Raw genomic sequence first — 26650 nt, 5'->3', positions numbered from 1 at the left:
TTTAAAATCTCATTATGATTGAGGTCGTTTGTTCACATTGCCCTGCTTTATAACCTTGAAGCGTCACGCTGTTTTTACTCACTTTTTCGATTAAATAGCCTTCCTGTCCAATTCTATGCTCGACTTGAGCGGAAAGAATATGCCCATCATCATTAAATAACACTTCTGCCTGTTTACCGTATTGCACGACACCCACAATATGTAGCTGAGCCAATGGGCGTTCCTCCGCTAGTCTCGGCTCCGAATAAACGCAAGCCGACACCGGCGGTAGGGTGAGCCCCTCTTTTGGATATTCGGTTTGTTCTCTTTGTTTACGATCAAAAGGATCTTGCGAAAATGACGATACAGAAAAAAACGCTATCAAGATCAAGAAGAGCTTTCTCATTGTTTGTCCTTATTTAATTGGAAAATTAACTCACATGTAATAGAAGCATTTTCCTCTCCATCTAATTTCTCAATGTTTAATTGAGTTAAAGAAAGTGTAGGAACATTGTTTACAAGTGCGGTCAAAAATTGTTGTAAATCAACAAAATAGCCTTGCAATGACAAATGCAACAAAATCTGTTGAGAAAAATCCCAACGTAAATCCAATGCTCGAAGCCGCCTATTTAACAACGCCTGTACATGCTGATTGATCGGCAACACAGAATTAGCCAATTCTGGAGAAAGTTGTCGGCTGTCTGACTTTTGCCTTAAGGTTTGTAAAATCTTTTCCTGCTTCTCCCACTCTTGCTGCTGCAAACTCAATTCTGCGTCAAGTCGATACTGTTCACTACTGTTTTCAACATAACGAAAAACAGGTAAAAAGATGACCGCACTTAATGCACACAACCAAAAGGCAGCATGGGCCATTTGAGGTAATCGAAGCCATCGCCCAAACCAACTTTGTGCACTTTTTTGAATAAGCTCGTTGATAAGATTCCTCATTGCACAGGCTCCGATAGCGGAATATCAAATTGAAAAAATAACTGCTGTTGCACCGGTTGAAACTTAGTTAAGTTAACCTCTGTAAAATGGCGTTTGAGAAATTGATGTATCTCTTCAAACTCTTGTTGGCTTTCTGTCATGCCTGAAAGGACAACTTGCTTAGCATTGAGCTTAAATTCATCTAACTCACCTTGTTGTAATGGCAACTCAGTTAATAAATTAAGCATTCGATACACATATTCCGTCTCCATTTCTGTCAGCTCATTCAGTTCTTTTAAGTTACTTTGTAGTTGCTGAACTTGAATGCGTTTCTGATGGACTTGATGAGTAATTTGTGTCAGTTTTTCTTTTGTCTGATTTAGGGTTCGCGCTTGTTGTTCATTGAGTTGGTTCAATCCAATGACAATCAACACTGAGCAAGCTAGCCAAATTAAACCTTGCCACATAAAACGACGAAAGGCCTTTTGATGTTGTTCTAAGCGCCAAGGCAATAGATTAAGACTTAACATCACCACTCTCCCGATTACTTGGAGTCAAAAGTGCAGTCGTTTTTGAGGATAAATCCACTAGCTTTAAATCGGTTTGCCAGAGTGCATTGCCTAAAGCGATGAAAGGAAGATCTGTTTCGATACGCTGCCAATCCTTAGGCTGTAATTCAATTGTGTCTGAATTCAACATATCGGGCGTTTGATACACGTAAATCTGTTCTATTGTTTCAGGAAAGCGTTGGGTAAACTGTTGATAAAGTTCATATAAATCACGTTGAGATTGCAAGACTTGTCGTTGTTGTAAGCGTTCACAAACGGCGAGACAACCTTGTTGATCTTGATATAAAAATAAGGCGTTTGTCGGCTCTTGACCTAAAATGGCATAAAACGCACGTAAAATACTGTGATTCAGTAAATCAAGTGCGGTCAATTTTAGCGGCAAATATTTTGCTAATTCTGCGTTGGCACTTTCTTTTCGAATCGCCGTGATATCCAAACGAAAACCTTGTTTTAATGGTGTGGTCAAATAATCAAACCATAATTCATCCAACGGAATCGGTAATTCTTTTTGCAAAATGAAACGACATTGTTGTTCACACTCCTGAGCATTGAGTGTTTGCGGTAAAATAAGCGTTTTAGACCAAGTTAAATGGGGTGAAATGGCGCCGATAAAACAACATTGGTTAGTTTTTTGTGGTAAATAAGGCAATAACTGGGAAAAAATGTCCTTTTGTTGTCCATTCAAGAAAATAGATTGAACTTTGTGGAATTCATCTAGCCAAACAAAATAGAGGTTATCTTGTTGTTTACTCACACCAATTTGTTGTTTTCGCTGCTTTCTATGAGCAATTCCCATATTCTTTCCTATTCTTTAAGGGATTAATCTTTTATACTTAGCAGCCAAGATCATAATTTTGATTTTTTGAATATTCATTAAACCAGAGAGAATTTTACGATGCGGATCGCAAAATTAATATTAAGTACCCTATTTACGATATGTATACTGGGGTTAGTCGCCGGTGGTGTACTGTATTTTCACTTAAAATCCTCCTTACCATCGGTTGAGAGCCTAAAAACCGTTGAGTTGCAACAGCCGATGCAAATCTATACGGCTGATGGCAAATTAATCGGTGAAGTCGGTGAACAACGCCGTATTCCAGTGAAATTAGAAAATGTGCCTCAGCGTCTGCAAGATGCCTTCTTAGCGACGGAAGATAGCCGTTTTTATGAACATCACGGCTTAGACCCTGTTGGTATTGCTCGTGCGATTTTTGTTGCCGTCAACAATGGTGGGGCATCTCAAGGGGCAAGTACCATTACACAACAGCTTGCACGTAACTTCTTCTTAACGCCAGAAAAAACCATTATTCGTAAAGCTCGCGAAGCAGTATTAGCCATTGAAATTGAAAATGCCTTAAGCAAACAAGAAATTTTAGAACTTTATTTGAATAAAATTTTCTTAGGGTATCGCTCTTATGGCGTTGCAGCCGCCGCTCAAACCTACTTTGGTAAAAACTTAGATGAATTAACACTTTCTGAAATGGCGATCATTGCTGGCTTGCCAAAAGCTCCTTCTACCATGAATCCACTGTATTCGCCAAAACGTGCGGAAGAACGTCGAAATGTGGTTTTAAGCCGAATGTTGGATGAAAACAAGATCACCAAAGCAGAATATGATGCAGCGATTAAAGAACCAATTGTAGCAAGCTATCACGGTGCTAAATTTGAGTTCCGTGCAGACTATGTGACTGAAATGGTTCGTCAAGAAATGGTAAAACGTTTTGGTGAAGAAGATGCTTATACCAAAGGTTATAAAGTCTTCACGACAGTGCTTTCCAAAGATCAAGCGGAAGCACAAAAAGCCGTTCGTAATAACCTGATTGATTATGATATGCGTCATGGCTGGCGTGGCGGTGCACCACTTTGGAAAAAAGGTGAAACACCATGGGATAATGAACGCATTGTCGCTTTCTTGAAAAAATTACCTGATTCAGAACCGTTCATTCCAGCAGCAGTAACCGCATTAGGTAAAAATGGTGCTGAATTACTTTTAGCCAATAATGAGACTATGACGCTTTCTTCAAACGCAATGCGTTGGGCGGGTAAATCCCCCGTTAAAGTGGGCGAACAAATTTGGATTCGTAAACGTGATAACGGTGAATGGATTTTAGGTCAAATTCCAGCGGCTAACTCTGCATTAGTTTCATTAAACTCTGATAATGGTGCAATTGAAGCCATGGTGGGTGGTTTTAGTTACGAACAAAGTAAATTTAACCGCGCAACCCAATCTTTAGTGCAAGTAGGTTCTTCGATTAAACCATTTATTTATGCTGCGGCATTAGAAAAAGGTTTAACGCTTTCAAGCGTATTGCAAGACAGTCCTATCTCCATTCAAAAACCAGGACAACCTTTGTGGCAACCTAAAAACTCACCTGATCGTTATGACGGTCCAATGCGTTTACGTGTAGGTTTAGGTCAATCTAAAAACATGATTGCCATCCGAGCACTACAAACCGCAGGTGTTGGCTTTACGGCTGACTTCTTACAACGATTTGGGTTCAAACGTGACCAATATTTTGCCAGTGAAGCACTTGCATTAGGTGCGGCATCCTTCACTCCATTGGAAATGGCACGTGCTTATGCGGTATTTGATAACGGTGGTTTCTTAATTGATCCTTATCTTATCGAAAAAATTCAAGATAATACCGGTAAAGATTTATTTATTGCGAATCCGAAAATTGCTTGTATTACCTGTAACGACATTCCTGTGATTTATGGTGAAACCAAAGATAAAATTGATGGTTTTAAAGATGTCGCAGAAGTGGCTAATCCTGACAATCTAAAATCCGCTAAAGGTAATAGCAACACCGATACAGATGAAGGTGAGGGTGATCAGCAACCTGAGAATGTACCAGACTTGCCAGAGCTTCAAACATCAGCATTAAATGACGGTTCTGTTGATTTAATGGCGGATGCGAAAGACGGTACAGCAAAACAAGAGTACGCACCTCGTGTAATTAGTGGTGAGTTAGCCTTCTTAATTCGTAGCGCATTAAATACGGCGATTTATGGTGAGCAAGGACTCAGTTGGAAAGGTACCAGCTGGCGTATTGCTCAAAGCATTAAGCGTAGTGACATCGGCGGTAAAACAGGTACCACGAATAGTGCGAAAGTTGCTTGGTATGCAGGTTTTGGTGCAAACTTAGTGACAACGACCTATGTCGGTTTCGATGATAACAAACGCGTATTAGGTAAAGGTGAAGCCGGTGCGAAAACCGCAATGCCTGCCTGGGTTGCTTATATGAAAGCTGCTCTTTCTGATGTACCCGAACGTCAACTTGCTCTTCCACCAAACATCATGGAAAAAACCATTGATAGTAACTCAGGTTTACTTTCTGAAGGTGGTGGTCGTAAAGAATACTTTATCGTTGGTACCGAGCCTAAACGTACTTACATTGCAGAAATGAAAGAGCGCGGTTATTATGTCCCACCTGAGTTGCAACAACGCTTAAATGGTGGAACAGGCAAAACCAAAGACGCAATTCCTGCCACGCAACCAGAAGAATTATTCTAACCCTGATTTAAATACTAAAAGTGCGGTTTATTTTGACCGCACTTTTTTACGTCAAAAGGACAAATCATGTTAAGTTATCGTCACAGTTTCCACGCTGGCAACCATGCTGATGTGTTAAAGCATATTGTATTAATGTTGATATTGGAAAATCTTTCGCTTAAAGAAAAAGGCTTCTACTATCTCGACACACACTCTGGTGTTGGTCGTTATCGCTTAAGTTCTAACGAATCAGAAAAAACCGGAGAGTACAAAGAGGGAATAGGGAGACTTTGGGAAAGAACAGATTTACCCGAAGAGGTTGCTCGCTACGTAGATCTCATTAAAAAGCTCAATTATGGTGGTAAAGAATTACGCTATTATGCCGGATCTCCAATGATTGCTGCACAACTATTACGTCCTCAAGATCGTGCATTACTGACAGAATTACACCCGAGCGATTTTCCATTATTACGGAATAACTTTAAAGAGTTTAAGAATATCACCACAAAATCAGAAAATGGTTTCCAACAACTCAAAGCGACACTTCCACCAAAAGAACGCCGCGGTTTAGTGCTTATTGATCCGCCTTATGAATTAAAAGAAGATTATGATTTGGTGGTGAAAGCGATCGAAGAAGGTTATAAGCGCTTTGCGACAGGCACTTATGCCATTTGGTATCCAGTGGTTCTACGCCAACAAACAAAACGCATTTTTAAAGGATTAGAAGCAACGGGAATTCGTAAAATTTTGAAAATTGAATTGGCTGTTCGCCCTGATAGCGATCAACGTGGTATGACCGCAAGTGGAATGGTGGTGATTAATCCACCTTGGCAATTAGAACAGCAAATGAAATCTATTTTGCCTTATTTGACCCAAACACTCGTCCCTGAAGGTACAGGGAGTTGGACAGTGGAATGGATTGTACCAGAATAATCCATTCCAAAACCGCGGTCAAAATGACCGCACTTTTAAATTTTAATTTTATTGGAATACAACACTAAACAAAGTGCAATAACCATAATTAAAATCGCGCCTGCGAATAAGATAGTATCAACTGAGCTCTCATGATTCACAATAATCAGGCGCAACATGGCGGTAATCCCCGCGTAAATAAAATAACGCAAAGGAAAGTGATAACCACTTTTAAAATATTGCACGATTAGGCCAATAAAACCGAAATATAAGAAAAACATCACGGCTTGTTCAGCAACATCATAAGGCACTACGCTTGATGTATTGAACACCATAATTGCTAAGGTATAGGTGATTTTAGCTAAAGCAATAATCAGCACTAAAGCCAAAGCAATAAGTGAAAAACTTAATATTACTTTTAATACACTAGTCACTACTCGAGGCAGCTTTTCTAGTTCTTGAGATTCTTCCATAAAGTTCCTTTTTTGTTTTTTTAAATGATGAAAGGTGCATATTTTAAAGGAATGTGATTTGGTGGTAAATAGCCAAATTTAATCAAATAAAAAAGGCAGATATTTCTGCCTTTTCTTTTTTATATAAATGAATAATTACTCATCTAAGAAACTTCTTAAGGTTTCTGAACGACTTGGATGACGTAATTTACGCAACGCTTTCGCTTCAATCTGACGAATACGCTCACGAGTTACATCAAATTGCTTACCCACTTCTTCAAGCGTGTGGTCGGTATTCATATCAATACCAAAACGCATACGTAATACTTTCGCTTCACGAGGGGTTAACCCTTCTAACACTTCATGAGTCGCCACTTTCAAGCTTTGTGCAGTGGCAGAATCTAATGGTAACTCAAGAGTTGAATCCTCGATGAAGTCACCTAAATGTGAATCGTCGTCATCACCGATTGGGGTTTCCATAGAAATAGGTTCTTTCGCAATTTTAAGCACTTTACGAATTTTATCTTCTGGCATGCCCATGCGTTCAGCAAGCTCTTCTGGTGTAGCTTCACGTCCCATTTCTTGTAGCATTTGACGAGAAATACGATTTAATTTGTTAATCGTTTCAATCATATGAACCGGGATACGGATTGTACGCGCTTGGTCTGCAATGGAACGCGTAATTGCCTGACGAATCCACCAAGTTGCATAGGTAGAGAATTTATAACCACGACGGTATTCAAATTTATCTACCGCTTTCATCAAACCAATATTCCCTTCTTGAATTAAATCCAAGAATTGTAAACCACGGTTGGTATATTTTTTCGCAATAGAAATGACCAAACGTAAGTTAGCTTCAACCATTTCTTTTTTCGCACGACGAGCTTTTTGTTCACCACGAGATACCGCATCACAAATCTCACGCATTTGTTGGATGGTCAGATTAGTATTTTGCTCAATATTCGCTAAGTTATCTAAAGATAAACGGATACGTTCTTCATATTTTGGTAAACGTTTTGCCCAAGCTTTCGTTGATTTTAATGCTTTTGCTACCCATGCATCACTGCTGCCATTCGCAACAATAAGCGCCTCAAATTCATCTTTTGGCATACCTGCAATATCAACTAATACTTTTTGTAGTTGACGCTCTTCTGCACGTACACGTTTCATCATATTCTTCATTGATAAAACAAGTACATCAAATTGTTTTGGCACTAAACGGAATTGTTTAAAAATATCGGCGAGTTGAGCAATTTGATCTTTTGCACGTTTACCACTACGACCGTGTTTTGCTATGGTCGCCAATGTTTTAGTATGTTGCTCTCTTAATGCAGCAAATCTTTCACGCGCTACTTCAGGATCGATGCTGTTATCTGAATCACTGTCATCAGAACTTGAGCTGTTATCGCTTTCATCTTCCTCATCGCTCTCATCATCAACGTCTGCAGCAGATTCGGCACTTTCATCTTCATCAGCAAAATTTTCATCAATGTCCGCCGTTTCCTCTTCAGGAACATTTGGATCCACAAAGCCTGTGATTAAATCAGCCAAACGATAATTGCCTGCTTCAACTTGGTCATAATTATCTAATAATTCAGTTAACGCTTCTGGGTATGCCGCAATTGCTGTTTGAACTTCATCAATCCCTTCCTCAATACGTTTTGCAATGCTGATTTCATCTTCACGGGTAAGAAGATCAACCGTTCCCATTTCACGCATATACATACGCACAGGATCGGTTGTACGGCCGATTTCAGATTCCACATTGGACAAAATCTGTGTTGCTTCTTCCACTGCATCTTCATCCGGAATCGTGTCATTCAACATCATTTCGTCACTTTCCGGCGCTTCATCAAGAACCGGAATACCCGCATCATGCTGTAAAGTCTGCAACAACTTATCGTAATACTCTGGATCGATCACATCTTCCGGAAGTAAGTCATTAATCTCCGCATAGGTTAAATAACCTTGCGTACGACCCAATTCCATAAGCTGTTCAATTTGTTCTGAATATTGCTCTGCGGTAGATTGTTGATTTTGTTCCATTTTTATTCCCGTTTTGCGTTATTTTTGGAAGATAAAAGCCCTTGTTTTGAACAGGAGATTTTACCATTGTTATGACGGATTAACTAACTGTTTTTTCTGCTCTTCTTTTCCCTTGAGCAAATTCACTAAAATTGCTCGCTCTTGATCAGTTAATCCTTCCGCCCTTTCTTTTGCAATCAGCATTTCAATATCTCGTTCAATCGCTTGAATATTCAATCGACGATAGTTTTGAGAGAATGCATTAATGATTTCTAAGTCATCTAATAGATGATCCCAAGAGGCTAATATTTCAAGGGGCTTGCTGAATTCTGTATCACGAAAATATTCTAAGATTTGCCCTGTTGTAATGCCTTCTCGTTCACGGCAAAGTGCGGTTAATTTTTCGAGCAATTCGTAACCCGCTTCATGCTTTAAGGCTTGTAAACCGATATCCGAAATACGATTCACTAATTGTGAATTCTGTAATAACAGAGAAATCACCACGCGCATTGGTGTCTTCTTAATGGTTTTTTGTGGCGTTTTAGGTTTTAGTTCAGCCTTGTCTATTTGATTTGGGATCAAGCTTTCAAGCTGTGATTGATCAAAGATCCCAAGCTTTTGCGCCAACATATTGCGTAATGACAAACGCAACATATCACCAGGAATTTGACTAATTAAAGGTGCTGCGAGTGCTACTAATTTACCTCGTCCTTCTTGCGTCGAAAAATCCACCTGTGGACTTAAATGCGCGAATAAAAATTCTGTGAGAGACTGAGCTTGATCGATATATTCTTCAAACTTTTCTTTACCATATTGACGAATATAAGTATCCGGATCTTCTCCATCTGGCAGGAAAATAAACTTAATTTGTCGTCCATCTTCCAGATAAGGTAAGGCGTTTTCAAGGGCTCGCCAAGCGGCATCACGTCCTGCTCTATCACCATCGTAGCAACAAATAACTTGTTCTGTTGAACGAAACAATAATTGAATTTGCTCCGATGTCGTTGATGTCCCAAGAGAAGCCACTGCATAATTCACACCAAATTGCGCTAATGCCACCACATCCATGTAGCCTTCAACCACTAATAGTTTTTCTGGCTCATCATTGATTTGCAAAGCTTCATACAATCCATAAAGCTCATTTCCTTTATGGTATGTAATGGTTTCGGGTGAGTTTAGATATTTAGGTTTTTCATCCGTTAAAACACGTCCACCAAAGGCAACCGTACGACCACGTTTATCCCGAATTGGAAACATAATTCGATTACGGAATTTATCGTACACATTGCCACGATCATTGCGAGAAAGTATACCTAAATCAAATAGCTTTTTCTGTTCTTCTCGATTTTTACCAAATTGACGCAACACCGTATCCATCGCATTGGGTACATAACCAATTTGAAAACGAGCAATAATTTCTGGCGATAAACCACGTTGCTGAAGATAGCTTTGAGCAGGAATATTTAGCGGGAGTTGGGCTTGATAAAACGACGCAATCTCTTGCATCAAATCGTATAAATTACGTTTTGTCTGATAGCTCACATCCGGTTTATTGCCGAATTGGTTTGGGCGTTTTTCATAAGGCACTTCAAGCCCAGCCGAAGCAGCAAGTTCTTCAACGGCTTCAACAAATTCTAATTTGTCATAATCCATTAAAAATGAAATCGCATTGCCTTTCGCGCCACAACCAAAGCAATAATAGAATTGTTTTTTTTCACTTACTGTGAAGGAGGGTGTTTTTTCGTGATGAAACGGACAGCAAGCTTGATAATCTCGTCCCGCTTTTTTGAGTTTCACGCGTGCATTAATCACATCGACAATATTCGATTTTGTGAGCAGATCATCAATAAACTGGCGTGGAATTGAGCCTTTCATTGCCTTGCCTCCTTGAATACGATGCGAAAGTGCGGTTGATTTTGCGTGACTTTTTCCGATGAGTTTAAAGCAACAAAACCGTGATACCCAAAAGGTTTCACGGTTTGTCTTAACTCGAGTTAGAAAATACTACAAATTAGTATAAACGGGTATTGCGCGCGTTTTCGCGAGCGTTACGTTTAGCGTGACGTTTAGCAAGTGTTGCTTTTTCACGTTTACGGATTGTAGTTGGTTTTTCATAGAATTCACGAGCGCGAACTTCTGCTAAAATACCAGCTTTTTCGCAAGAGCGTTTGAAACGACGTAAAGCTACGTCGAATGATTCGTTTTCACGTACTTTAATTACAGGCATAAGCCAATCACCTCAATGAGTTTAATTTAATTGCAATTTTAAATTTTTATTACTGCCGAATGAACGGCAAATTCAATAAAGGACGCAATTCTAATCGATCTTCCCTGCAAAAGCAAAGGAAAGATCGCCTATTTGCTGAAAATTTGGCGTTTAAACTGGTTTAAACGGGCCAAACAAGGTAAAATCTTTGCCAATTTTTTTAATAAAATGAGAAGAAAATGCGTATTTTAGGAATCGAAACCTCCTGTGATGAAACAGGTGTCGCGATTTATGATGAAGACAAAGGCTTAATTGCTAATCAACTCTACACGCAAATTGCCTTGCATGCGGATTACGGCGGTGTGGTGCCAGAACTGGCTTCTCGCGATCACATTCGCAAAACAGCACCATTAATTAAAGCCGCATTAGAAGAAGCCAATTTAACCGCTGATCAAATTGATGGTATCGCCTATACAAGTGGTCCTGGTTTAGTCGGCGCATTATTAGTCGGCGCAACGATCGCGCGTTCACTGGCTTATGCCTGGAATGTGCCCGCTATTGGCATACATCACATGGAAGGCCATCTACTTGCGCCAATGCTTGATGAAAATCGACCGCACTTTCCATTTATTGCTCTCTTAGTTTCAGGTGGACACACCCAATTAGTGCGTGTTGATGGCGTAGGAAAATATGAAGTCATTGGCGAATCCATTGACGATGCGGCAGGCGAGGCCTTTGATAAAACCGCGAAATTATTAGGGTTAGATTATCCTGGCGGTGCGGCACTTTCACGTTTAGCCGAAAAAGGATCAAAAGATCGCTTTGTGTTCCCTCGACCAATGACGGATCGACCTGGTCTTGATTTTAGCTTTTCAGGTTTAAAAACATCAGCGGCTAATACGATTAATCAAGCGATCAAACAAGAAGGCGAATTAACTGAACAAACCAAAGCGGATATCGCCTTTGCCTTCCAAGATTCTGTCGTCGACACACTTGCAATTAAATGTAAACGCGCCTTAAAAGAAACGGGCTACAAACGCTTAGTGATTGCTGGTGGGGTGAGTGCAAACAAAAAATTACGTGAAACCCTTGGCACCATGATGAAAAATCTCGGTGGAGAAGTATTTTATCCGCAACCTCAATTTTGTACTGATAATGGCGCCATGATTGCCTATACGGGCTTTTTACGCTTAAAACAAGGTCAGCATAGCGATCTCGCGATTGATGTAAAACCACGTTGGGCGATGGCCGAACTCCCTGCAATTTAAGGAAAAAATATGGAAAATATAATTAAAGTGAGAGCCATGCGTGCAGCTGGTATTGCTTGTTTTTTAGTGCTTGCGATTATTGGTGCATGGATTTTTACCACGCCAAGCAGTGATATTGTTGATGCTCTTGCTGAAGCAGGAAAAATGGTGGGCGGCGGTGCCACTTACGGGACATTTATGCTCGCAGCCTGTCCACCTGTTGCAGGATTCATTGCCTATTATTTCTGGAAATGGGTGATTAAATAATGGCAAAACTCTATTTTTACTACTCTACGATGAATGCGGGTAAATCAACCACATTGTTACAGTCTTCCTATAACTATCGTGAACGCAATATGAACACCATGGTTTATACGGCTGCCATTGATGACCGTTTTGGATTAGGCAAAGTCACGTCACGTATTGGTATTCATGAAGATGCCAATTTATTTACGTCAACGAGTGACCTTTTTGCCGAAGTGAGCCAACATTTACAACAAGAAAAAATTCATTGTGTTTTGGTTGATGAAGCCCAGTTTTTAACGAAACAACAAGTCTATCAATTAAGTGATGTCGTCGATAAACTGAAGATTCCTGTGCTTTGTTATGGCTTGCGTACTGACTTCCAAGCAGAGCTATTTGAAGGCAGTAAGTATTTACTTGCTTGGGCAGATCAACTAGAAGAATTAAAAACAATCTGTTATTGTGGGCGTAAAGCCAATTTCGTTTTACGTTTAAATGAACAAGGTGAAGTCATTAAGGAAGGGGAACAAATCCAAATTGGTGGAAACGACTCCTATCTTTCGGTTTGCCGCTATCATTACAAAGAAAAGTGCGGTCAGCTTTAACCTCATTTTTCAATTTTATACTCGGAGGACAATTTTATGCTAAAAAACAAAACATTCGGCAGTGCCTTAATCATTGCCGGCACAACCATCGGGGCGGGGATGCTCGCGATGCCATTAACCTCTGCCGGTATTGGTTTTGGTTACACCGTTTTCTTATTAGTCGGCTTATGGGCACTTTTGGTTTACAGCGGTTTGCTTTTTGTTGAAGTGTATCAAACTGCAGATCGCTTGAATGATGGCGTGGCGACTCTCGCGGAGAAATACTTCGGCATCACAGGGCGTGTCTTAGCGACTTTTAGCTTACTCATTTTACTTTATGCGCTTTCAGCAGCTTACATCACTGGTGGCGGTTCATTATTATCTGGCTTACCAACCGCTTTTGGATTTGAAAGTCTTTCCTCCCAACTTTCGATCATTCTATTTACCGTCGTACTCGGTGCCTTTGTGGTTGTAGGTACAAGAGGCGTTGATGGTGCCACTCGCATTCTGTTCATTGGTAAATTAATTGCCTTTGCTTTCGTGTTATTCATGATGTTACCCAAAGTGTCTGTCGATAACCTGATGGCCTTGCCTTTAAATTATGCTTTCGTGATCTCTGCGGCACCAATTTTCTTTACCTCCTTTGGCTTCCACATCATTATGGGCAGCGTAAACAGCTATTTAGATGGTAGTGTTACCCAATTCCGTAAAGCGATTTTAATTGGTACAGCGATTCCACTTGTGGCTTATTTAGTATGGCAATTAGCAACTCACGGTGTATTAAGTCAAAATGAATTCGTGCAAGTGTTACAAGCGGATCCAACCCTTAACGGCTTGGTCAATGCAACACGTCAAATCACGAACTCCCACATCATGGGCGAAATCGTTCGTGTGTTCTCTGCACTTGCATTAATCACTTCTTTCCTAGGTGTGATGCTAGGGGTATTTGAAGGTTTAGGCGATTTATTTAAACGTTACAAATTGCCACACAACCGTTTGACACTCACTATCGCCGCCTTCACCCCACCGCTTGCGTTTGCCTTGTATTATCCTGAAGGTTTTATTGCCGCATTAAGCTATGCAGGCTTACTCTGTGCATTCTATTGCTTGATTTTACCTATTGGACTAGCTTGGAAAACACGTCAAACAAATCCAAATCTGCCTTATCGTGTAATCGGTGGTAATGTGACTTTAGTGATAGCATTAATCATTGGTATAGCAATTATGATCGTGCCATTCTTAATTCAAGCGGGTTACCTACCGGCAGTAGCAGGCTAAAGTGCGGTAGATTTTCAAGGCATTTTTCTTATAAAAAGTAGGGCTTAAACGCCCTATTTTTTTATTTTCAAAAAGTTTTCATTTTTTTTACCTCTCTTAATCTTTCCTTAAGATTCTCTTGTTTAAATACACTCATCGAAAGGCAAACAACCCAATCGATAAATAAATCTGAAAAATGTTAATCACTTAAGAAAAGATTAAGATTTGAATGATTTAATACATCTGAAAGCAAAGCTTTCAACTTACTTTATGATTATCTTATTTAGGAGAACAAACTATGAAAAAATTACTTACTGTTGCAGCTATCGCATTATCTTCTGTTGCCGTATATAACACCGCAATAGCACAAGGATTTAATGATGGTCACAAGCACAACCTCCAACAAGGTTTTGTCGATGAAAGTGTTATTGTAAAAACCGTTGATGATGCATTAAATGCCAATGATAACACTCCAGTTCGTTTAGACGGACAAATTGTAAAACAAATTGGTAAAAAGGATTTCTTATTTAAAGACGCAAGTGGAAAAGAAATTCAAATTGAAGTCAGCAAAAAAGCATGGAATGGTGAAACGATAGCACCTCAAGATAACATTCAAATTATCGGTAAAGTCGATAAAGAATGGAATAAAACAGAAGTGGATGTGAAACAAATCATCAAAAAATAAGTAACAAAATGACCGTACTTTTCTTAAGTGCGGTTAAAAATCCCAAAGGAGAAGAAAATGGAAAACGTACAAACAATGTCAGATCTTATGCAGCAAATTCAACAACGAATTGATTCAATAAAAGCCTCTGCCATGCAGCAACAAACAGAAATGAAACAGTCATTAAATGAATGTATTGAGCAAAGTGAAGCCATTCAAAATCAATTAGTTCAAAGCCAACAGCAATTAACATCACAATTGGAATACGGCACGGCAGTATTAATTGAACTGGAACAAGGGTTACAGCTAGATTTCAGTACAGAAATCGCCGAATTTGAACAGTTGTGTCAAAATGAAACCGCCGATACGACAGAATTAACACAACGATTAGAACAGAATGTACAGGAAAAAATCACGTTCCAATTAAACGAATTAAAAGCCAAAACAGGTATTGCCTTACAAGAAATTGGTCAGGTGACACTCCATATTAAGCAGTTATTTGGGGCAGAAAAAAGTGCTAAAGTGAAAGGGTTGGCAAAATTAAAACAACGTTTATATAAACGCTTTGGTAAACAGATTATTGCTTCAAAAGAATGCTTGGCAAAACAACTGGAACGCGGAGCCAGTAAATTAAGAGCTTAAAATGTCTGCTATCGTTTATTAAGAAGAAAAGTTAAACCGCACTTAATCTTGAGATGAGATGAAGTGCGGTCATTTTTTTAGTATTTTTTCGATTGAGACGATTAAATCTGAGCCAGAAATTCTTCTTCCGTTAAAACAGCCACACCTAATTCTTGCGCTTTTGTCAGTTTAGAACCGGCTGCATCACCAGCAATCACAAAATCCGTTTTCGCTGAAACCGAGCCGCTCACTTTCGCGCCCATGTCTTGTAATAAGGCTTTAGCTTCATTACGTCCCATTTGAGTTAAGGTTCCGGTTAACACCACCGTTTTGCCTTTAAAGCGGTTTTCTGTCACTTCTTTGGTTTCCACGGTTTCCCAATGTACGCCTTGAGCGATTAAATCATTCACCACCGCGACATTATGTGGTTCATGCCAAAACGCCAAAATACGATTTGCCACCACTTCACCCACGTCAGGCACTTGCTGTAAGGCTTCTAAATCTGCATTTTGCAACGCTTCTAGGGTTTTGAAATGATTTGCTAAATTCAATGCTGTCGCCTCCCCCACTTCACGGATTCCTAAAGCAAAAATAAAACGTGCTAACGTCGTATTTTTTGCTTTTTCAAGACTAGCCAATGCATTTTCAGCAGATTTTGTGCCCATTCTTTCCAAACGGGTTAGCGTAGTTAAATCTAACTTAAATAAATCGGCTGGCGTATGAATTAATTCACGATCCACCAACTGCTCGATTAATTTACCCCCTACGCCATCAATATCCATGGCCTTACGAGAAACGAAATGTTTAAGCGCTTCTTTACGCTGTGCGGCACAGAATAAACCGCCTGTACAACGCGCTACCGCTTCGCCTTCAATACGAACAATTGCCGAATCACATACAGGACAAGTCTCAGGGAAAACAATCGGTCTCGCATTCGCTGGGCGACGATCGTGCAACATGCCGATAATTTGTGGGATCACATCCCCTGCACGACGAATCACTACCGTATCGCCAATCGCAATGTCCAAGCGTTCGATTTCATCACCGTTATGCAATGTGGCGTTACTCACCGTGACACCAGCCACAAATACCGGTTCCAATTTAGCCACTGGGGTAATTGCCCCTGTTCTGCCCACTTGGAATTCCACATCATTTAGGCGAGTTAATTCTTCTTGTGCAGGGAATTTATAAGCAATCGCCCAACGTGGCGCTTTGGAAATAAAACCTAATTTCTCTTGTAACGCAATATCATTGATTTTCAGTACGGTACCATCTATATCATAGCCAAGAGAACTGCGTTTATTTTGAATATCACGATAAAAATCCAACACTTCATCTGTGCCGTTACATAAACGGATTTCTGGGTTTACCGGAATCCCAATAGACTTCAGCCATTGCAAACGATCATAATGCGTATTCGGCAAATCTACCCCTTCCGCAATACCAATACCATAAGCATTCAATACCAATGGGCGCTTACTCGTAATTTTTGGATCAAGCTGTCGCAACGATCCTGCCGCTGCATTACGTGGGTTAGCAAAAGTTTTCTCACCTTTCTCTAACGCCTGTTGATTTAAGCGCTCAAAGCCTGCGTGTGGCATAAACACTTCACCACGCACTTCTAAACGTGCAGGCGGATTGTCCATTAAAAGCTGCAAGGGAATATTTCGAATCGTACGGATATTGGCGGTAATATCTTCCCCGGTTGTCCCATCACCACGGGTTGCCGCTTGAGTCAGTACGCCATTTACATACAAAATACTCACGGCTAAGCCATCTAATTTCGGTTCACAGCAGAAAGTAAGAGGTTCAGGCAAACGAATAAGACGATCTTCAATACGTTTTACGAATGCATAAAATTCCTCGTCTGAGAAAGCATTATCCAAAGAAAGCATTGGAATTTCATGACGAATCTGAGCAAAGCCTGACAGCGGTTTTGCTCCTACACGTTGAGTAGGTGAATCTGCCGTAATGAGTTCCGGATGGGTGGCTTCTAAGGCTTTAAGTTGATGAAATAAACGGTCATATTCCGCGTCAGGAATCGTTGGGTTATCCAATACATGATATTCATATTCATAACGACGAAGATCCTGACGTAATGTATCAATTTGTTGCTGAAGGCTCATAATGTTCTCTAATGGTTTACTCATTGAATTAAAATGGGCGAACCATCGGCTCGCCCAAAGTGCGGTTATTTTTTTGTGCGTTTTATGCGATACGAGATAAGTAATCCTGCTCAGCCATATCATCAAAAATCTCTTGCTGATCAGTCAATACCACACCACCTAAATCTTCCGCGATGGTTTTCGCTGCACGAATCATCATGCGTAAGTTTGCCAAATTATTACCTGGTGATGGCAACTGCATAAAGAGCACCACCCCCATGGTTGAAAACTCTGCCATATTGTAATAATCAAACGTACCTGGTTGTTCAATGTTTGCCACGCTAAATAGCACTGGGCTTGCCACACTTAAATCAAAGTGGCGATGATACATTTGACGCTCACCAAAAATGAATCCCAAGTTTTCTAAAGATTGAGATAATTGTGGTCCATAAAATTCACGATTTTGATTTGAAATGACATAAAGTTGAACAAATCCCGTGGTTTGTTTTGGTTTTTCCACTTCTACTGGTTCGTGATAGTTAAAATGCACGTTCTCATGAGTAGGTTCTTGAGTTGGATTTAATGACATCTCGGCTAACTGCTCACGTAATTCAGGCGAAGAAGAATTTACACCATCAAAATCATTGCTTTGTGCTTCTAACTCTTCGATTGTCATTTCTGCCACACGTGGTTTCGGTTGTACATTCGTTTCAGGATAAACCACCGGTTCAGGCTGTGGCGCAGGAGCAGGTTGCGCCGTTTTCATCTCATAAACTGGCTGATTTGGTAAGGAGATTTTAATATCATCGACGCTTTTTTCTATTTGACGCGCATCCACTTGAGCACGTTGCTCATCAAAATTAAATTGCTGTTGGCTTGCTGCCTGTGGTGCCACTTGAGGTTGAACACTTTGTTGTACAGGCTGTGCCGCTTGAGCACGATGTGTTAAACGAATATCCGCATTAGGATCAGCAGCTTGCGAAAAAGGATTGACCTCACCGTTTTTAGAAGTGCGGTTAAATGTATTCGCGCTTTTAAAATATTTTGATTTCTCACGGCGATTTGACCATAATCCGTGTACCACTAAGGCAATTAAAGCAATTACCCCTAAAATAATCAAAATGGTATTTAAGTCCATTCTTGTTGCTCCTTAACGCAATGATTTTTTGCTAATCCTACCACATTTCCACAGGTGAAAAAATAGGAAAGCAAACAAGATATTAAAAGGGATGAGATGGAATTTTTCTCAAAAAATATTGTCTTTCTGTGACATTTTGTATTTTTTACTTTTCAATTTAAAGGAACAATGATGATCGATCAAAATGAAATAAAATCTGCTTTCAATCATTTCGTGATGGGTTGGCATTTCATTACGCAAAAAGGCCTCCGCCGTTTTGTGATTATGCCGATTTTACTTAACGTCGTCCTACTCACTGGCTTATTTTGGCTATTTGTTTCACAAATCTCCACAATGATCGATTGGGTAATGAGCTTTATTCCTGATTGGTTAAGCTTTTTAAGTGTGATTTTGCTCGTGCTGTCTATTGGCTCAATTCTCTTATTTTTCTATTTTGCCTTTACAACGCTTTCAGGCTTTATTGCCGCACCGTTTAATGGATTATTAGCAGAAAAAGTCGAAAAAATGCTGACCGGTGAAGCCGTTAATGATGATGGTTTGGCTGAAATCATGAAAGATGTGCCGCGTATGTTGAACCGAGAATGGCAAAAACTATGGTACAGCTTACCGAAATTTGTGGGCTTGTTCTTATTGAGTTTTATCCCAGTTATCGGACAAACCATTATTCCAGTACTAACCTTCCTATTTACTTGTTGGATGATGGCGATTCAGTACTGTGACTACCCGTTTGATAACCATAAAATTTCTTTTGGCATTATGAAAAATGCGTTAGGCGAAAGACGTTCTCAAAGCCTGACATTCGGGGCATTAATTACCCTTTGTACCGCATTACCAATCGTGAACTTAGTAATTATTCCTGTGGCGGTCTGTGGTGCAACGGTAATGTGGGTCGAAAATTATCGCTCACAATTAAAATTTGATATGAATTTTGACCGCACTTCCGGTTCAACACAAATTGTGACACGTTCTACGAGTACAGAAATTAAGCCTTCAGGAAATAACATCGTGAATAAATAGCATTTAGTTATAAAATATAGCTATTAACTATTTTTTTTATATAAAAGCCAGTGTTATAACTACTGCATCAACTCATTCCAAAATATAAAAGGACAGTAAAATGACAATTTATGCAGATAACTCATACTCAATCGGTAATACGCCATTAGTTCGTTTAAAACACTTCGGACACAATGGTAACGTTGTCGTAAAAATTGAAGGTCGCAACCCAAGCTTTAGCGTGAAATGCCGTATTGGTGCCAATATGATTTGGCAAGCAGAAAAAGACGGCATTTTAACCGCGGGTAAAGAAATTGTAGATGCAACCAGCGGTAACACCGGTATTGCTTTAGCTTATGTAGCTGCTGCACGCGGTTATAAAATCACCTTAACCATGCCTGAAACCATGAGTCTTGAACGTAAACGTTTATTACGTGGTTTAGGCGTGAATCTTGTGCTCACTGAAGGCTCTAAAGGGATGAAAGGTGCGATTGCTAAAGCAGAAGAAATTGTGGCATCTAACCCAAATCATTATGTGATGCTAAAACAATTTGAAAACCCGGCTAACCCGGACATTCACCGTCAAACTACCGGTGAAGAAATCTGGAAAGATACTGAAGGTAAAGTTGATGTCGTAGTTGCCGGTGTGGGTACCGGTGGTACAATTACCGGTATTTCTCGTGCGATCAAATTAGATCACGGTAAAAAAATTACCTCTGTAGCGGTTGAACCAACAGAATCACCTGTTATTAGCCAAACCCTTGCTGGTCAAGAAGTGAAACCCGGTCCACACAAAATTCAAGGTATCGGTGCGGGCTTCATTCCGAAAAACTTGGATTTATCATTAATTGATCGCGTGGAAACTGTAGATAGCGATACGGCAATTGCGACCGCTCGTCGCTTAATGGCTGAAGAAGGTATTCTTGCGGGTATTTCTTCTGGTGCGGCTGTGGCAGCGGCTGACCGCTTAGCAAAACTACCTGAATTCCAAGATAAATTAATCGTTGCAATCCTACCTTCTGCATCAGAACGTTATTTAAGTACAGCGTTATTCGAAGGTATTGAAGCTTAATCGATTTGATTGAATTCATTTTATCTAAGGTCTGTTTTTACAGACCTTTTTTGTTTATTAATTAAACAGTTTTTATTTGATATAACGAAAAGAAATAATTCATAAATAAATAATACTTTTCTTTTCTTTTTTGCTTCTTATAATTCATTTCACTTTCGTTATTTATCTAAAAAAGGAATACTTATGAAAAAATCATTTTTTAGCACCGCACTTTTAGCGGCAGGATTAGTCCTTTCTACTTTTGCTAACGCCGGTGAAATTGCTGATCGCGTTGAACAAACTAAAACCTTATTAGTCGGTACTGAGGGTACTTACGCACCATTTACTTTCCACGATAAAGATGGCAAATTAACCGGTTTCGATGTGGAAATTATCGAAAAAGTTGCACAAAAATTAGGTTGGAAAGTCGAATTTAAAGAAACCGCTTGGGACGGCATGTATGCAGGTTTAAATGCAAAACGCTTTGATGTTATTGCGAACCAAACCAATCCAAGCCCAGAACGTTTAAAAAAATATGATTACAGTGCACCTTATAACTACTCTGCTGGCGTAATCGTGACGAAAGCTGATAACGATAGCATTAAATCATTCCCTGATTTAAAAGGTAAAAAATCTGCACAATCTGCAACCAGTAACTGGAGCAAAGATGCGCGTGATAATGGTGCAATTATCGTGACTGTAGATAGCTTGGCGCAAAACCTTGAAGCGGTAAAACAAGGTCGTGTTGATGCAACAGTAAACGATAAGCTTGCGGTGTTAGATTACTTCAAAAAACAACCTAATGCAGGCTTAAAAATTGCTGTAGAAAGTGATAAGAAAATCCCAACCGGTTTTGCTTTCTTGAAAGGTGAAGAACCGCTTATTGCAAAAGTGAACCAAGCACTTGAAGAACTACGCAAAGACGGAACTTTAAAACAACTTTCAATCAAATGGTTTGGCGATGACATTACTCAATAATTGGTTAGCCAGCCTTCCATTTATGACCACAGAACGAGCTGATTATGTAATCAGCTCGTTTTGGCCTATGATGGAAGGGGCAATTTTATATACGATCCCCCTGGCAGTAATTTCCTTCTTTTGCGGTTTATTCATTGCAGTTATCGTGGCTGTAATTTGCACATTGCCACATCCCAATTTAATGACCAAAATTTTGCAGAGCATTTGTCGCACCTATATTTCAATTATTCGCGGCACGCCAATGTTGGTGCAGATCTTCATTATTTTCTACGGTTTACCTGAAGTTGGTATCAAGCTAGAACCTTTTCCAACCGCGATTATTGCGTTCTCCATTAACATTGGTGCTTATGCGGCAGAAACAGTGAGGGCCTCCATTCTTGCGATTCCTAAAGGTCAATGGGAAGCCTCTTATGCGATAGGCATGAATTACACACAAGCTTTCGTGCGTACCATTATGCCGCAAGCTTTACGTATTTCCGTCCCTTCGCTATCAAATACCTTCATTAGCACAGTGAAAGATACATCCCTTGCTTCACTCGTTTGGATTGCGGAACTATTTCGTGTGGCGCAAAACATCACCGCTGAAAACTACGAATTTATTTTAATTTATAGTGAAGCGGCTCTCATTTATTGGGTTTTCTGTTTTGTGCTGTCGATGGGACAAACCCGTTTAGAAAAACGCCTTTCTCGCCATTTATAAGGACTGGTTATGTTAAAAGTCACGAATATTCAGAAAAGTTTTAATGGCCACCATGTATTAAAAGGCATTGATTTTGAAATTAATAAAGGTGAAGTGGTTGCCATTCTAGGTCCATCAGGTTCAGGCAAGACGACTTTTTTACGCTGTTTAAATTTGCTCGAACGCCCAGAAAAAGGGGTATTAGCATTTACTGATGGAAGCTTAACTATTGATTTCAGCAAGAAGATCAGCAAATCCGATGAACTAAAATTGCGTCGCCGCTCCTCAATGGTATTCCAACAATACAACCTATTCCCTCACCGCACGGCACTTGAAAATGTGATGGAAGGCATGGTAGTTGTGCAAAAACAACCTAAAGATATTGCACGTGAAAAAGCCTTGGCATTATTGGAAAAAGTCGGTTTAAAAGCAAAAGCGGATTTATACCCCTCTCAACTTTCTGGTGGTCAACAGCAACGTGTAGGAATTGCCCGAGCCTTAGCGGTTAAACCTGATATTATCTTGTTAGATGAGCCTACTTCCGCACTTGACCCTGAACTTGTCGGTGAAGTATTGCAGGCACTCAAAATACTCGCACAAGAAGGTTGGACAATGATTATCGTCACCCATGAATTGAATTTTGCCAAAGATGTGGCAGATCGCGTGATTCTCATGGAAAATGGTCAAGTTGTTGAACAAAATACTGCGGCTGAATTCTTCAGTCATCCACAGCAAGAGCGCACCAAACAATTCTTATTGCAAGCTAAAATGCCAATGGAATTCGAAGATTATTGTATTTAATCAAACCTCTAAATATAAAAAGAGCGGTCAAAAAACATCACGAATTTTGACCGCTCTTTCTATTTGAATAAATTACATAATCGCATTATAGAATACCGCTGCTAAAGCCGCCCCGATAAATGGACCTACAACCGGAACCCAACTGTATCCCCAGTCAGCTTTAGTTTTTAATGTACCACCAAGGAAAAGACCTAAGGTTAAGCGCGGACCAAAATCTCGAGCTGGATTGATCGCATAACCGGTTGTGCCACCTAAACTCAAACCAATTGCCCAAACGAGAATCGCTACTGGTAATGCCCCGATAGAACCTAAACCAATTGGCGTGCTTTCTGCCGTGCCAGGTAAAGTGATGTTTGCCCCCGCAAGGTAGAAAATCACAAAAACAAGCACGAAGGTACCAACGATTTCGTTTACTAAGTTGATTGGATAGTTACGAATCGCAGGTTCGGTACAGAAACAAGCGCGTTTTAAACCCTCTTCTTCGGTGGCTGCAAAGTGATCTTTATACATAATGTAAACCAACAACGCACCTACCATGCCACCCACTACTTGTGCCGCAATATAGCCAGGTACCAATTCCCAAGCAAACGCACCTTTCATTGCCACGCCAAGTGTTACCGCAGGATTTAAGTGTGCCCCACTGTAAGGACCTGTTACAACGACGGCCACATACACCGCAAATGCCCACGCGGTAGTAATCACAATCCAACCAGAACTTTGCCCTTTCGTTTTATTTAAACATACGTTGGCCACGACACCATTACCTAACAGGATTAAGAGTGCTGTGCCAAAAAATTCTGCAAAATAGGCATTCATAAGAGAATCTCCAAATAATGATTAACTTAATGATTTCATTGAAGAAATCTTGCTTTGCAATTCCGTTCGTTGTTTGATCAAATATTGAGATACTCAAAGTGAGTGACTTAATTATCTAGTTTTAACCAATTAATTCAATAGATGAAACCGATCTATTTTCTAGAAATGAGACAATGATCACGTTATTTTGTGCGTTAACGCAATCGATTGCATATTTTCAGAGAAAAATCTGTGATGCTAATCACAAAACCCAACATTGCTTGTTCCAATTAGATTCGAATTCAATTAAGTTAAGCTCGCAATTTGTTCGTTTAAGCTCAAAATTTCTTCATTCATTTAATGAGAGTGTCAAGCACTCTAAGGAATAGCACCATGACAGACAAAAAATACATCATCGCTTTGGACCAAGGTACCACAAGCTCTCGTGCAGTATTATTAGATCACAATGCGAATGTTGTCGAAATCGCCCAACGTGAATTTACACAAATTTATCCACGCGCAGGCTGGGTGGAACATAATCCAATGGAAATTTGGGCAACACAAAGTTCAACATTAAACGAAGTGGTTGCAAAAGCAGGCATTACCTCAGACGAAATTGCAGCAATTGGTATTACTAACCAACGTGAAACCACCATCGTGTGGGAAAAAGCAACCGGCACACCGGTTTATAACGCGATAGTGTGGCAATGTCGTCGTACTGCAGATATTACAGACAAACTTAAAGCGGATGGTCACGAAGAATATATCCGCAACACCACGGGGTTAATGGTAGACCCATACTTCTCCGGTACAAAAGTGAAATGGATTTTAGACAATGTAGAAGGCGCGCGCGAAAAAGCGGAACGCGGTGAACTTCTATTTGGTACCGTGGATACCTGGCTTGTATGGAAATTAACCCAAGGCCGTGTTCACGTAACGGATTACACCAACGCATCCCGTACCATGTTATTTAACATCCATACGAAAAAATGGGATGACAAAATGTTGGAATTATTAAATATTCCACGCTCTATGCTACCTGAAGTACGCAATTCATCCGAAGTGTATGGCCAAACCAACATCGGGGGTAAAGGCGGTGTACGTATTCCAGTTGCAGGTATCGCGGGTGACCAACAAGCGGCACTTTACGGCCATCTATGCACACGCGCAGGTCAAGCGAAAAACACCTATGGTACAGGCTGCTTTATGTTGCTACACACCGGTGATAAAGCCATTACCTCTAAAAATGGTCTATTAACCACCATCGCGTGTAACGCCAAAGGTGAACCTGAATACGCGCTTGAAGGTTCGGTATTTATCGCTGGAGCTTCAATCCAATGGTTACGTGATGAACTCAAAATCGTTCATGACAGCCACGATTCCGAATACTTCGCACAAAAAGTTCCAGACAGCAATGGCGTGTACGTTGTTCCGGCCTTCACCGGTTTAGGTGCACCATATTGGGATCCGTATGCACGCGGTGCAATTTTTGGTCTTTCTCGTGGTTCTAACCGTAACCATATTGTACGCGCAACCCTTGAATCTATCGCTTACCAAACCCGTGACGTATTAGAAGCAATGCAATCTGACTCTGGCCAACGCTTACAATATTTACGTGTTGATGGCGGCGCAACCAACAATAACTTCTTAATGCAATTCCAAGCGGATATTTTGGATGTGAACGTAGAGCGTCCAGTGGTGAAAGAAGTGACTGCACTTGGTGCAGCTTACCTTGCTGGTCTTGCAGTTGGTTTCTGGAAAGATTTAGACGAGCTTCACGACAAAGCACGTGTAGAACGAACCTTTACACCAGATAATGATGAAGAAAAACGTGAACGTCGTTATAAAGGTTGGAAAAAAGCCGTTAAACGCTCATTAGAATGGGCAAAAGAAGACGCGGAATAATCCTTTCTAGCCAATAATAAAGAGCGGTCAAAATCGCTTGTGTTTTTGACCGCACTTTTATTTGGTATCTATATATCCTATGCTTGATAACAGGCAACATAATATCCAACATCTTTGTTATGATATTCATCTATAATATGTTTACCGCCTAGAGAAATAACTTTTTCCTGAGTCAGAATATATGAAAAAAATGCAAATTCATCATCCTCATCAGGTGAAACTATCTCAATAACTAGATGATCAGGAATTGTTATTTTATAAGAATAAAGCAACTCATCTGTTTCATTACTATATACTTCAATATATCTTCTAACTTTTGGACTCATATCATCTCTAAATATTTAACACTAAGGCTTTATGCAACCAACTCCAATGCTCTACAGAAGTTACTTTCATGATATTCCTTTCCTTGTCTATCGACCAAATAATGAAGCCCAAAATCCTTTTTTATTTTCAACTTTCTTTTGCTTCGCTTCTTCCATTCTTTGTTTGACATAATTTACCCAAACTTGATGGGGCGCATCAAAATCAAATAATTTCATAAAATCATAAGGAATTTTATATTCTGCTAATGGATTTATATCAATCAATTCTTTGGGTGCTATAGGGCTATCAATACCCAAATCAAAACCGTGGATTGCTGCGATTTTGGCATACATTAAAACTTGCGGTTGCAAGTAAAAATCAAAATGTAAAAGGGTGTCTTTTGCTGCTCGTTTAGCAAGCTTAAGTTCGAGTAATTTATCTAAAGCCTCTTGCATTCCTTTTATATTTTTATCTGCTAGTGTCACATAAAATTCATGATCAGGAATGCGCTTTAAATCACCACGGGCTTTTTTCTCATCATTTAAGAATGTGAGTGCGCGTTCTTTTAATAATTGCCAATCGCCACTTAATGCCAATAAAGTGTTCGCATTAAAAAAAGGTCTCGTATCAGTTCGTTTATAGGGGACTGAAATATCCACAATTTCATCACGATGTTTAATTAAATAATCAATCAACTTTTGATTATCTGAAAGCAAA

General features: G+C 39.9%; 26 protein-coding genes and 2 pseudogenes. 15 read left to right on the top strand and 13 right to left on the bottom strand.

The genetic code is table 11. The features are described from left to right. Position 1: 1 nt before the first annotated feature. From AC979_RS08595 to AC979_RS08580, 4 genes are read right to left on the bottom strand one after another with little or no spacing between them, the layout of a single operon-like run. Positions 2–385 (bottom strand): pilus assembly protein PilP, encoded by a 384-nt coding sequence (locus AC979_RS08595; protein WP_049373842.1) that lies wholly within the window; start codon positions 383–385, stop codon positions 2–4. Continuing rightward, the gene (locus AC979_RS08590) at positions 382–927 is read right to left on the bottom strand and encodes a hypothetical protein (RefSeq protein ID WP_049373841.1); all 546 of its coding nucleotides are present in this window, start codon (positions 925–927) and stop codon (positions 382–384) included. Before AC979_RS08590 ends, AC979_RS08595 begins: the two co-directional genes overlap by 4 nt. Further along, a complete protein-coding gene (locus tag AC979_RS08585; protein ID WP_049373840.1) occupies positions 924–1436 on the bottom strand; it encodes a PilN domain-containing protein in 513 nt (170 codons plus the stop codon). The genes AC979_RS08590 and AC979_RS08585 overlap by 4 nt, the downstream gene beginning before the upstream one ends. Then, positions 1423–2271: a pilus assembly protein PilM gene (locus tag AC979_RS08580; RefSeq protein ID WP_049373839.1), complete on the bottom strand. Its 849-nt coding sequence runs from the start codon at positions 2269–2271 to the stop codon at positions 1423–1425. The genes AC979_RS08585 and AC979_RS08580 overlap by 14 nt, the downstream gene beginning before the upstream one ends. Positions 2272–2370: 99 nt before the next feature. On the opposite strand from AC979_RS08580, the pseudogene AC979_RS08575 reads away from it, so the two are divergent. The 3 genes and pseudogenes from AC979_RS08575 to AC979_RS08570 form a co-directional block, all read left to right on the top strand. Beyond that, positions 2371–4221, top strand: a pseudogene (locus AC979_RS08575) (penicillin-binding protein 1A); the annotation flags it as partial. Between the two features lie 75 nt (positions 4222–4296). Next, positions 4297–4989: pseudogene (locus AC979_RS10645) on the top strand (penicillin-binding protein 1A); the annotation flags it as partial. A gap of 66 nt (positions 4990–5055) precedes the next feature. Beyond that, the gene (locus AC979_RS08570) at positions 5056–5901 is read left to right on the top strand and encodes a 23S rRNA (adenine(2030)-N(6))-methyltransferase RlmJ (protein ID WP_049373837.1); all 846 of its coding nucleotides are present in this window, start codon (positions 5056–5058) and stop codon (positions 5899–5901) included. A 35-nt stretch (positions 5902–5936) separates the two neighbouring features. On the opposite strand, the gene psiE is transcribed toward AC979_RS08570, so the two are convergent. From psiE to rpsU, 4 genes are all read right to left on the bottom strand, one after another. Next, the gene (gene psiE, locus AC979_RS08565; protein WP_049365746.1) at positions 5937–6353 is read right to left on the bottom strand and encodes a phosphate-starvation-inducible protein PsiE; all 417 of its coding nucleotides are present in this window, start codon (positions 6351–6353) and stop codon (positions 5937–5939) included. Between the two features lie 135 nt (positions 6354–6488). Then, on the bottom strand, positions 6489–8378 hold the full coding sequence (gene rpoD, locus AC979_RS08560; RefSeq protein ID WP_049373836.1) for an RNA polymerase sigma factor RpoD: 1890 nt from the start codon (positions 8376–8378) through the stop codon (positions 6489–6491). Positions 8379–8447: 69 nt separating this feature from the next. Beyond that, positions 8448–10232, bottom strand: coding sequence for a DNA primase (dnaG, locus tag AC979_RS08555; protein WP_049373835.1), 1785 nt, complete (start codon positions 10230–10232; stop codon positions 8448–8450). A gap of 136 nt (positions 10233–10368) precedes the next feature. Then, on the bottom strand, positions 10369–10584 hold the full coding sequence (rpsU, locus tag AC979_RS08550; protein ID WP_005694732.1) for a 30S ribosomal protein S21: 216 nt from the start codon (positions 10582–10584) through the stop codon (positions 10369–10371). A 218-nt stretch (positions 10585–10802) separates the two neighbouring features. Here rpsU and tsaD point away from each other — a divergent pair, with 218 nt between their 5' ends. The 6 genes from tsaD to AC979_RS08520 all read left to right on the top strand — a co-directional run bounded on the left by tsaD (position 10803) and on the right by AC979_RS08520 (position 15200). Further along, positions 10803–11831 (top strand): tRNA (adenosine(37)-N6)-threonylcarbamoyltransferase complex transferase subunit TsaD, encoded by a 1029-nt coding sequence (gene tsaD / locus AC979_RS08545; RefSeq protein WP_049373834.1) that lies wholly within the window; start codon positions 10803–10805, stop codon positions 11829–11831. 9 nt (positions 11832–11840) lie between these two features. Next, positions 11841–12077 (top strand): hypothetical protein, encoded by a 237-nt coding sequence (locus AC979_RS08540; RefSeq protein WP_049373833.1) that lies wholly within the window; start codon positions 11841–11843, stop codon positions 12075–12077. Further along, a complete protein-coding gene (locus tag AC979_RS08535) occupies positions 12077–12658 on the top strand; it encodes a thymidine kinase (RefSeq protein ID WP_049373832.1) in 582 nt (193 codons plus the stop codon). The genes AC979_RS08540 and AC979_RS08535 overlap by 1 nt, the downstream gene beginning before the upstream one ends. A gap of 36 nt (positions 12659–12694) precedes the next feature. Further along, complete coding sequence (locus tag AC979_RS08530; RefSeq protein ID WP_049373831.1) at positions 12695–13915, top strand: aromatic amino acid transport family protein; 1221 nt, start codon at positions 12695–12697, stop codon at positions 13913–13915. Between the two features lie 277 nt (positions 13916–14192). Then, on the top strand, positions 14193–14579 hold the full coding sequence (locus AC979_RS08525) for a YgiW/YdeI family stress tolerance OB fold protein (RefSeq protein ID WP_049373830.1): 387 nt from the start codon (positions 14193–14195) through the stop codon (positions 14577–14579). Positions 14580–14636: 57 nt separating this feature from the next. Further along, positions 14637–15200, top strand: a complete 564-nt coding sequence (locus AC979_RS08520) for a hypothetical protein (protein WP_049373829.1) — start codon at positions 14637–14639, stop codon at positions 15198–15200. A gap of 101 nt (positions 15201–15301) precedes the next feature. Here AC979_RS08520 and ligA read toward each other — a convergent pair whose 3' ends face one another. Together ligA and zipA are read right to left on the bottom strand one after the other, a co-directional pair. Beyond that, positions 15302–17305, bottom strand: a complete 2004-nt coding sequence (gene ligA / locus AC979_RS08515) for an NAD-dependent DNA ligase LigA (protein WP_161797283.1) — start codon at positions 17303–17305, stop codon at positions 15302–15304. An 82-nt stretch (positions 17306–17387) separates the two neighbouring features. Beyond that, positions 17388–18422: a cell division protein ZipA gene (gene zipA / locus AC979_RS08510; protein WP_049373828.1), complete on the bottom strand. Its 1035-nt coding sequence runs from the start codon at positions 18420–18422 to the stop codon at positions 17388–17390. 171 nt (positions 18423–18593) lie between these two features. Between zipA and cysZ the strand changes: the two genes are divergently transcribed. From cysZ to AC979_RS08485, 5 genes are all read left to right on the top strand, one after another. After that, positions 18594–19439 carry a sulfate transporter CysZ gene (gene cysZ, locus AC979_RS08505; RefSeq protein WP_049373827.1) on the top strand — a complete coding sequence of 282 codons (846 nt, stop codon included), beginning with the start codon at positions 18594–18596 and terminating at the stop codon, positions 19437–19439. A 100-nt stretch (positions 19440–19539) separates the two neighbouring features. Next, on the top strand, positions 19540–20490 hold the full coding sequence (cysK, locus tag AC979_RS08500; protein ID WP_005694743.1) for a cysteine synthase A: 951 nt from the start codon (positions 19540–19542) through the stop codon (positions 20488–20490). A gap of 183 nt (positions 20491–20673) precedes the next feature. Beyond that, entirely contained in the window at positions 20674–21447 is a 774-nt protein-coding gene (locus AC979_RS08495; protein WP_049373826.1) for an amino acid ABC transporter substrate-binding protein, read from the top strand. After that, positions 21431–22147 carry an amino acid ABC transporter permease gene (locus AC979_RS08490; RefSeq protein ID WP_049373825.1) on the top strand — a complete coding sequence of 239 codons (717 nt, stop codon included), beginning with the start codon at positions 21431–21433 and terminating at the stop codon, positions 22145–22147. Before AC979_RS08495 ends, AC979_RS08490 begins: the two co-directional genes overlap by 17 nt. A gap of 9 nt (positions 22148–22156) precedes the next feature. Further along, a complete protein-coding gene (locus AC979_RS08485; RefSeq protein ID WP_049373824.1) occupies positions 22157–22927 on the top strand; it encodes an amino acid ABC transporter ATP-binding protein in 771 nt (256 codons plus the stop codon). Positions 22928–22999: 72 nt separating this feature from the next. Here AC979_RS08485 and AC979_RS08480 read toward each other — a convergent pair whose 3' ends face one another. Then, entirely contained in the window at positions 23000–23743 is a 744-nt protein-coding gene (locus AC979_RS08480; RefSeq protein WP_049373823.1) for an MIP/aquaporin family protein, read from the bottom strand. A gap of 372 nt (positions 23744–24115) precedes the next feature. Between AC979_RS08480 and glpK the strand changes: the two genes are divergently transcribed. Next, the gene (gene glpK / locus AC979_RS08475) at positions 24116–25627 is read left to right on the top strand and encodes a glycerol kinase GlpK (RefSeq protein WP_049373822.1); all 1512 of its coding nucleotides are present in this window, start codon (positions 24116–24118) and stop codon (positions 25625–25627) included. A gap of 77 nt (positions 25628–25704) precedes the next feature. Here the strand turns inward: glpK and AC979_RS08470 are convergent, their stop codons facing one another. After that, a complete protein-coding gene (locus tag AC979_RS08470; protein ID WP_049369604.1) occupies positions 25705–25953 on the bottom strand; it encodes a DUF7683 domain-containing protein in 249 nt (82 codons plus the stop codon). A gap of 87 nt (positions 25954–26040) precedes the next feature. Beyond that, a partial coding sequence (locus tag AC979_RS08465; RefSeq protein WP_049372676.1) for an Imm49 family immunity protein occupies positions 26041–26650 on the bottom strand: 610 nt, incomplete at its 5' end.

Origin of the sequence: Parahaemophilus parainfluenzae, assembly GCF_001053575.1 — a bacterium.
Lineage (GTDB): Bacteria > Pseudomonadota > Gammaproteobacteria > Enterobacterales > Pasteurellaceae > Haemophilus_D > Haemophilus_D parainfluenzae_S.
Note: the sequence above shows the minus strand (reverse complement) of the source record. Positions and strands in the feature narration are given on the sequence as shown.

What these genes read in the sequence shown, in the direction of transcription:
- AC979_RS08525 (WP_049373830.1), top strand. Translation starts at nt 14,193, where the DNA reads ATGAAAAAATTACTTACTGTTGCAGCTATCGCATTATCTTCTGTTGCC.
- cysZ (WP_049373827.1), top strand. Translation starts at nt 18,594, where the DNA reads ATGATCGATCAAAATGAAATAAAATCTGCTTTCAATCATTTCGTGATG.
- AC979_RS08535 (WP_049373832.1), top strand. Translation starts at nt 12,077, where the DNA reads ATGGCAAAACTCTATTTTTACTACTCTACGATGAATGCGGGTAAATCA.
- rpoD (WP_049373836.1), bottom strand. Translation starts at nt 8,378, where the DNA reads ATGGAACAAAATCAACAATCTACCGCAGAGCAATATTCAGAACAAATT.
- AC979_RS08480 (WP_049373823.1), bottom strand. Translation starts at nt 23,743, where the DNA reads ATGAATGCCTATTTTGCAGAATTTTTTGGCACAGCACTCTTAATCCTG.
- psiE (WP_049365746.1), bottom strand. Translation starts at nt 6,353, where the DNA reads ATGGAAGAATCTCAAGAACTAGAAAAGCTGCCTCGAGTAGTGACTAGT.
- AC979_RS08530 (WP_049373831.1), top strand. Translation starts at nt 12,695, where the DNA reads ATGCTAAAAAACAAAACATTCGGCAGTGCCTTAATCATTGCCGGCACA.
- AC979_RS08470 (WP_049369604.1), bottom strand. Translation starts at nt 25,953, where the DNA reads ATGAGTCCAAAAGTTAGAAGATATATTGAAGTATATAGTAATGAAACA.
- rpsU (WP_005694732.1), bottom strand. Translation starts at nt 10,584, where the DNA reads ATGCCTGTAATTAAAGTACGTGAAAACGAATCATTCGACGTAGCTTTA.
- cysK (WP_005694743.1), top strand. Translation starts at nt 19,540, where the DNA reads ATGACAATTTATGCAGATAACTCATACTCAATCGGTAATACGCCATTA.
- ligA (WP_161797283.1), bottom strand. Translation starts at nt 17,305, where the DNA reads ATGAGCCTTCAGCAACAAATTGATACATTACGTCAGGATCTTCGTCGT.
- AC979_RS08570 (WP_049373837.1), top strand. Translation starts at nt 5,056, where the DNA reads ATGTTAAGTTATCGTCACAGTTTCCACGCTGGCAACCATGCTGATGTG.
- AC979_RS08485 (WP_049373824.1), top strand. Translation starts at nt 22,157, where the DNA reads ATGTTAAAAGTCACGAATATTCAGAAAAGTTTTAATGGCCACCATGTA.
- AC979_RS08520 (WP_049373829.1), top strand. Translation starts at nt 14,637, where the DNA reads ATGGAAAACGTACAAACAATGTCAGATCTTATGCAGCAAATTCAACAA.
- zipA (WP_049373828.1), bottom strand. Translation starts at nt 18,422, where the DNA reads ATGGACTTAAATACCATTTTGATTATTTTAGGGGTAATTGCTTTAATT.
- AC979_RS08585 (WP_049373840.1), bottom strand. Translation starts at nt 1,436, where the DNA reads ATGTTAAGTCTTAATCTATTGCCTTGGCGCTTAGAACAACATCAAAAG.
- AC979_RS08490 (WP_049373825.1), top strand. Translation starts at nt 21,431, where the DNA reads ATGACATTACTCAATAATTGGTTAGCCAGCCTTCCATTTATGACCACA.
- AC979_RS08580 (WP_049373839.1), bottom strand. Translation starts at nt 2,271, where the DNA reads ATGGGAATTGCTCATAGAAAGCAGCGAAAACAACAAATTGGTGTGAGT.
- dnaG (WP_049373835.1), bottom strand. Translation starts at nt 10,232, where the DNA reads ATGAAAGGCTCAATTCCACGCCAGTTTATTGATGATCTGCTCACAAAA.
- AC979_RS08540 (WP_049373833.1), top strand. Translation starts at nt 11,841, where the DNA reads ATGGAAAATATAATTAAAGTGAGAGCCATGCGTGCAGCTGGTATTGCT.
- AC979_RS08495 (WP_049373826.1), top strand. Translation starts at nt 20,674, where the DNA reads ATGAAAAAATCATTTTTTAGCACCGCACTTTTAGCGGCAGGATTAGTC.
- tsaD (WP_049373834.1), top strand. Translation starts at nt 10,803, where the DNA reads ATGCGTATTTTAGGAATCGAAACCTCCTGTGATGAAACAGGTGTCGCG.
- AC979_RS08590 (WP_049373841.1), bottom strand. Translation starts at nt 927, where the DNA reads ATGAGGAATCTTATCAACGAGCTTATTCAAAAAAGTGCACAAAGTTGG.
- AC979_RS08595 (WP_049373842.1), bottom strand. Translation starts at nt 385, where the DNA reads ATGAGAAAGCTCTTCTTGATCTTGATAGCGTTTTTTTCTGTATCGTCA.
- glpK (WP_049373822.1), top strand. Translation starts at nt 24,116, where the DNA reads ATGACAGACAAAAAATACATCATCGCTTTGGACCAAGGTACCACAAGC.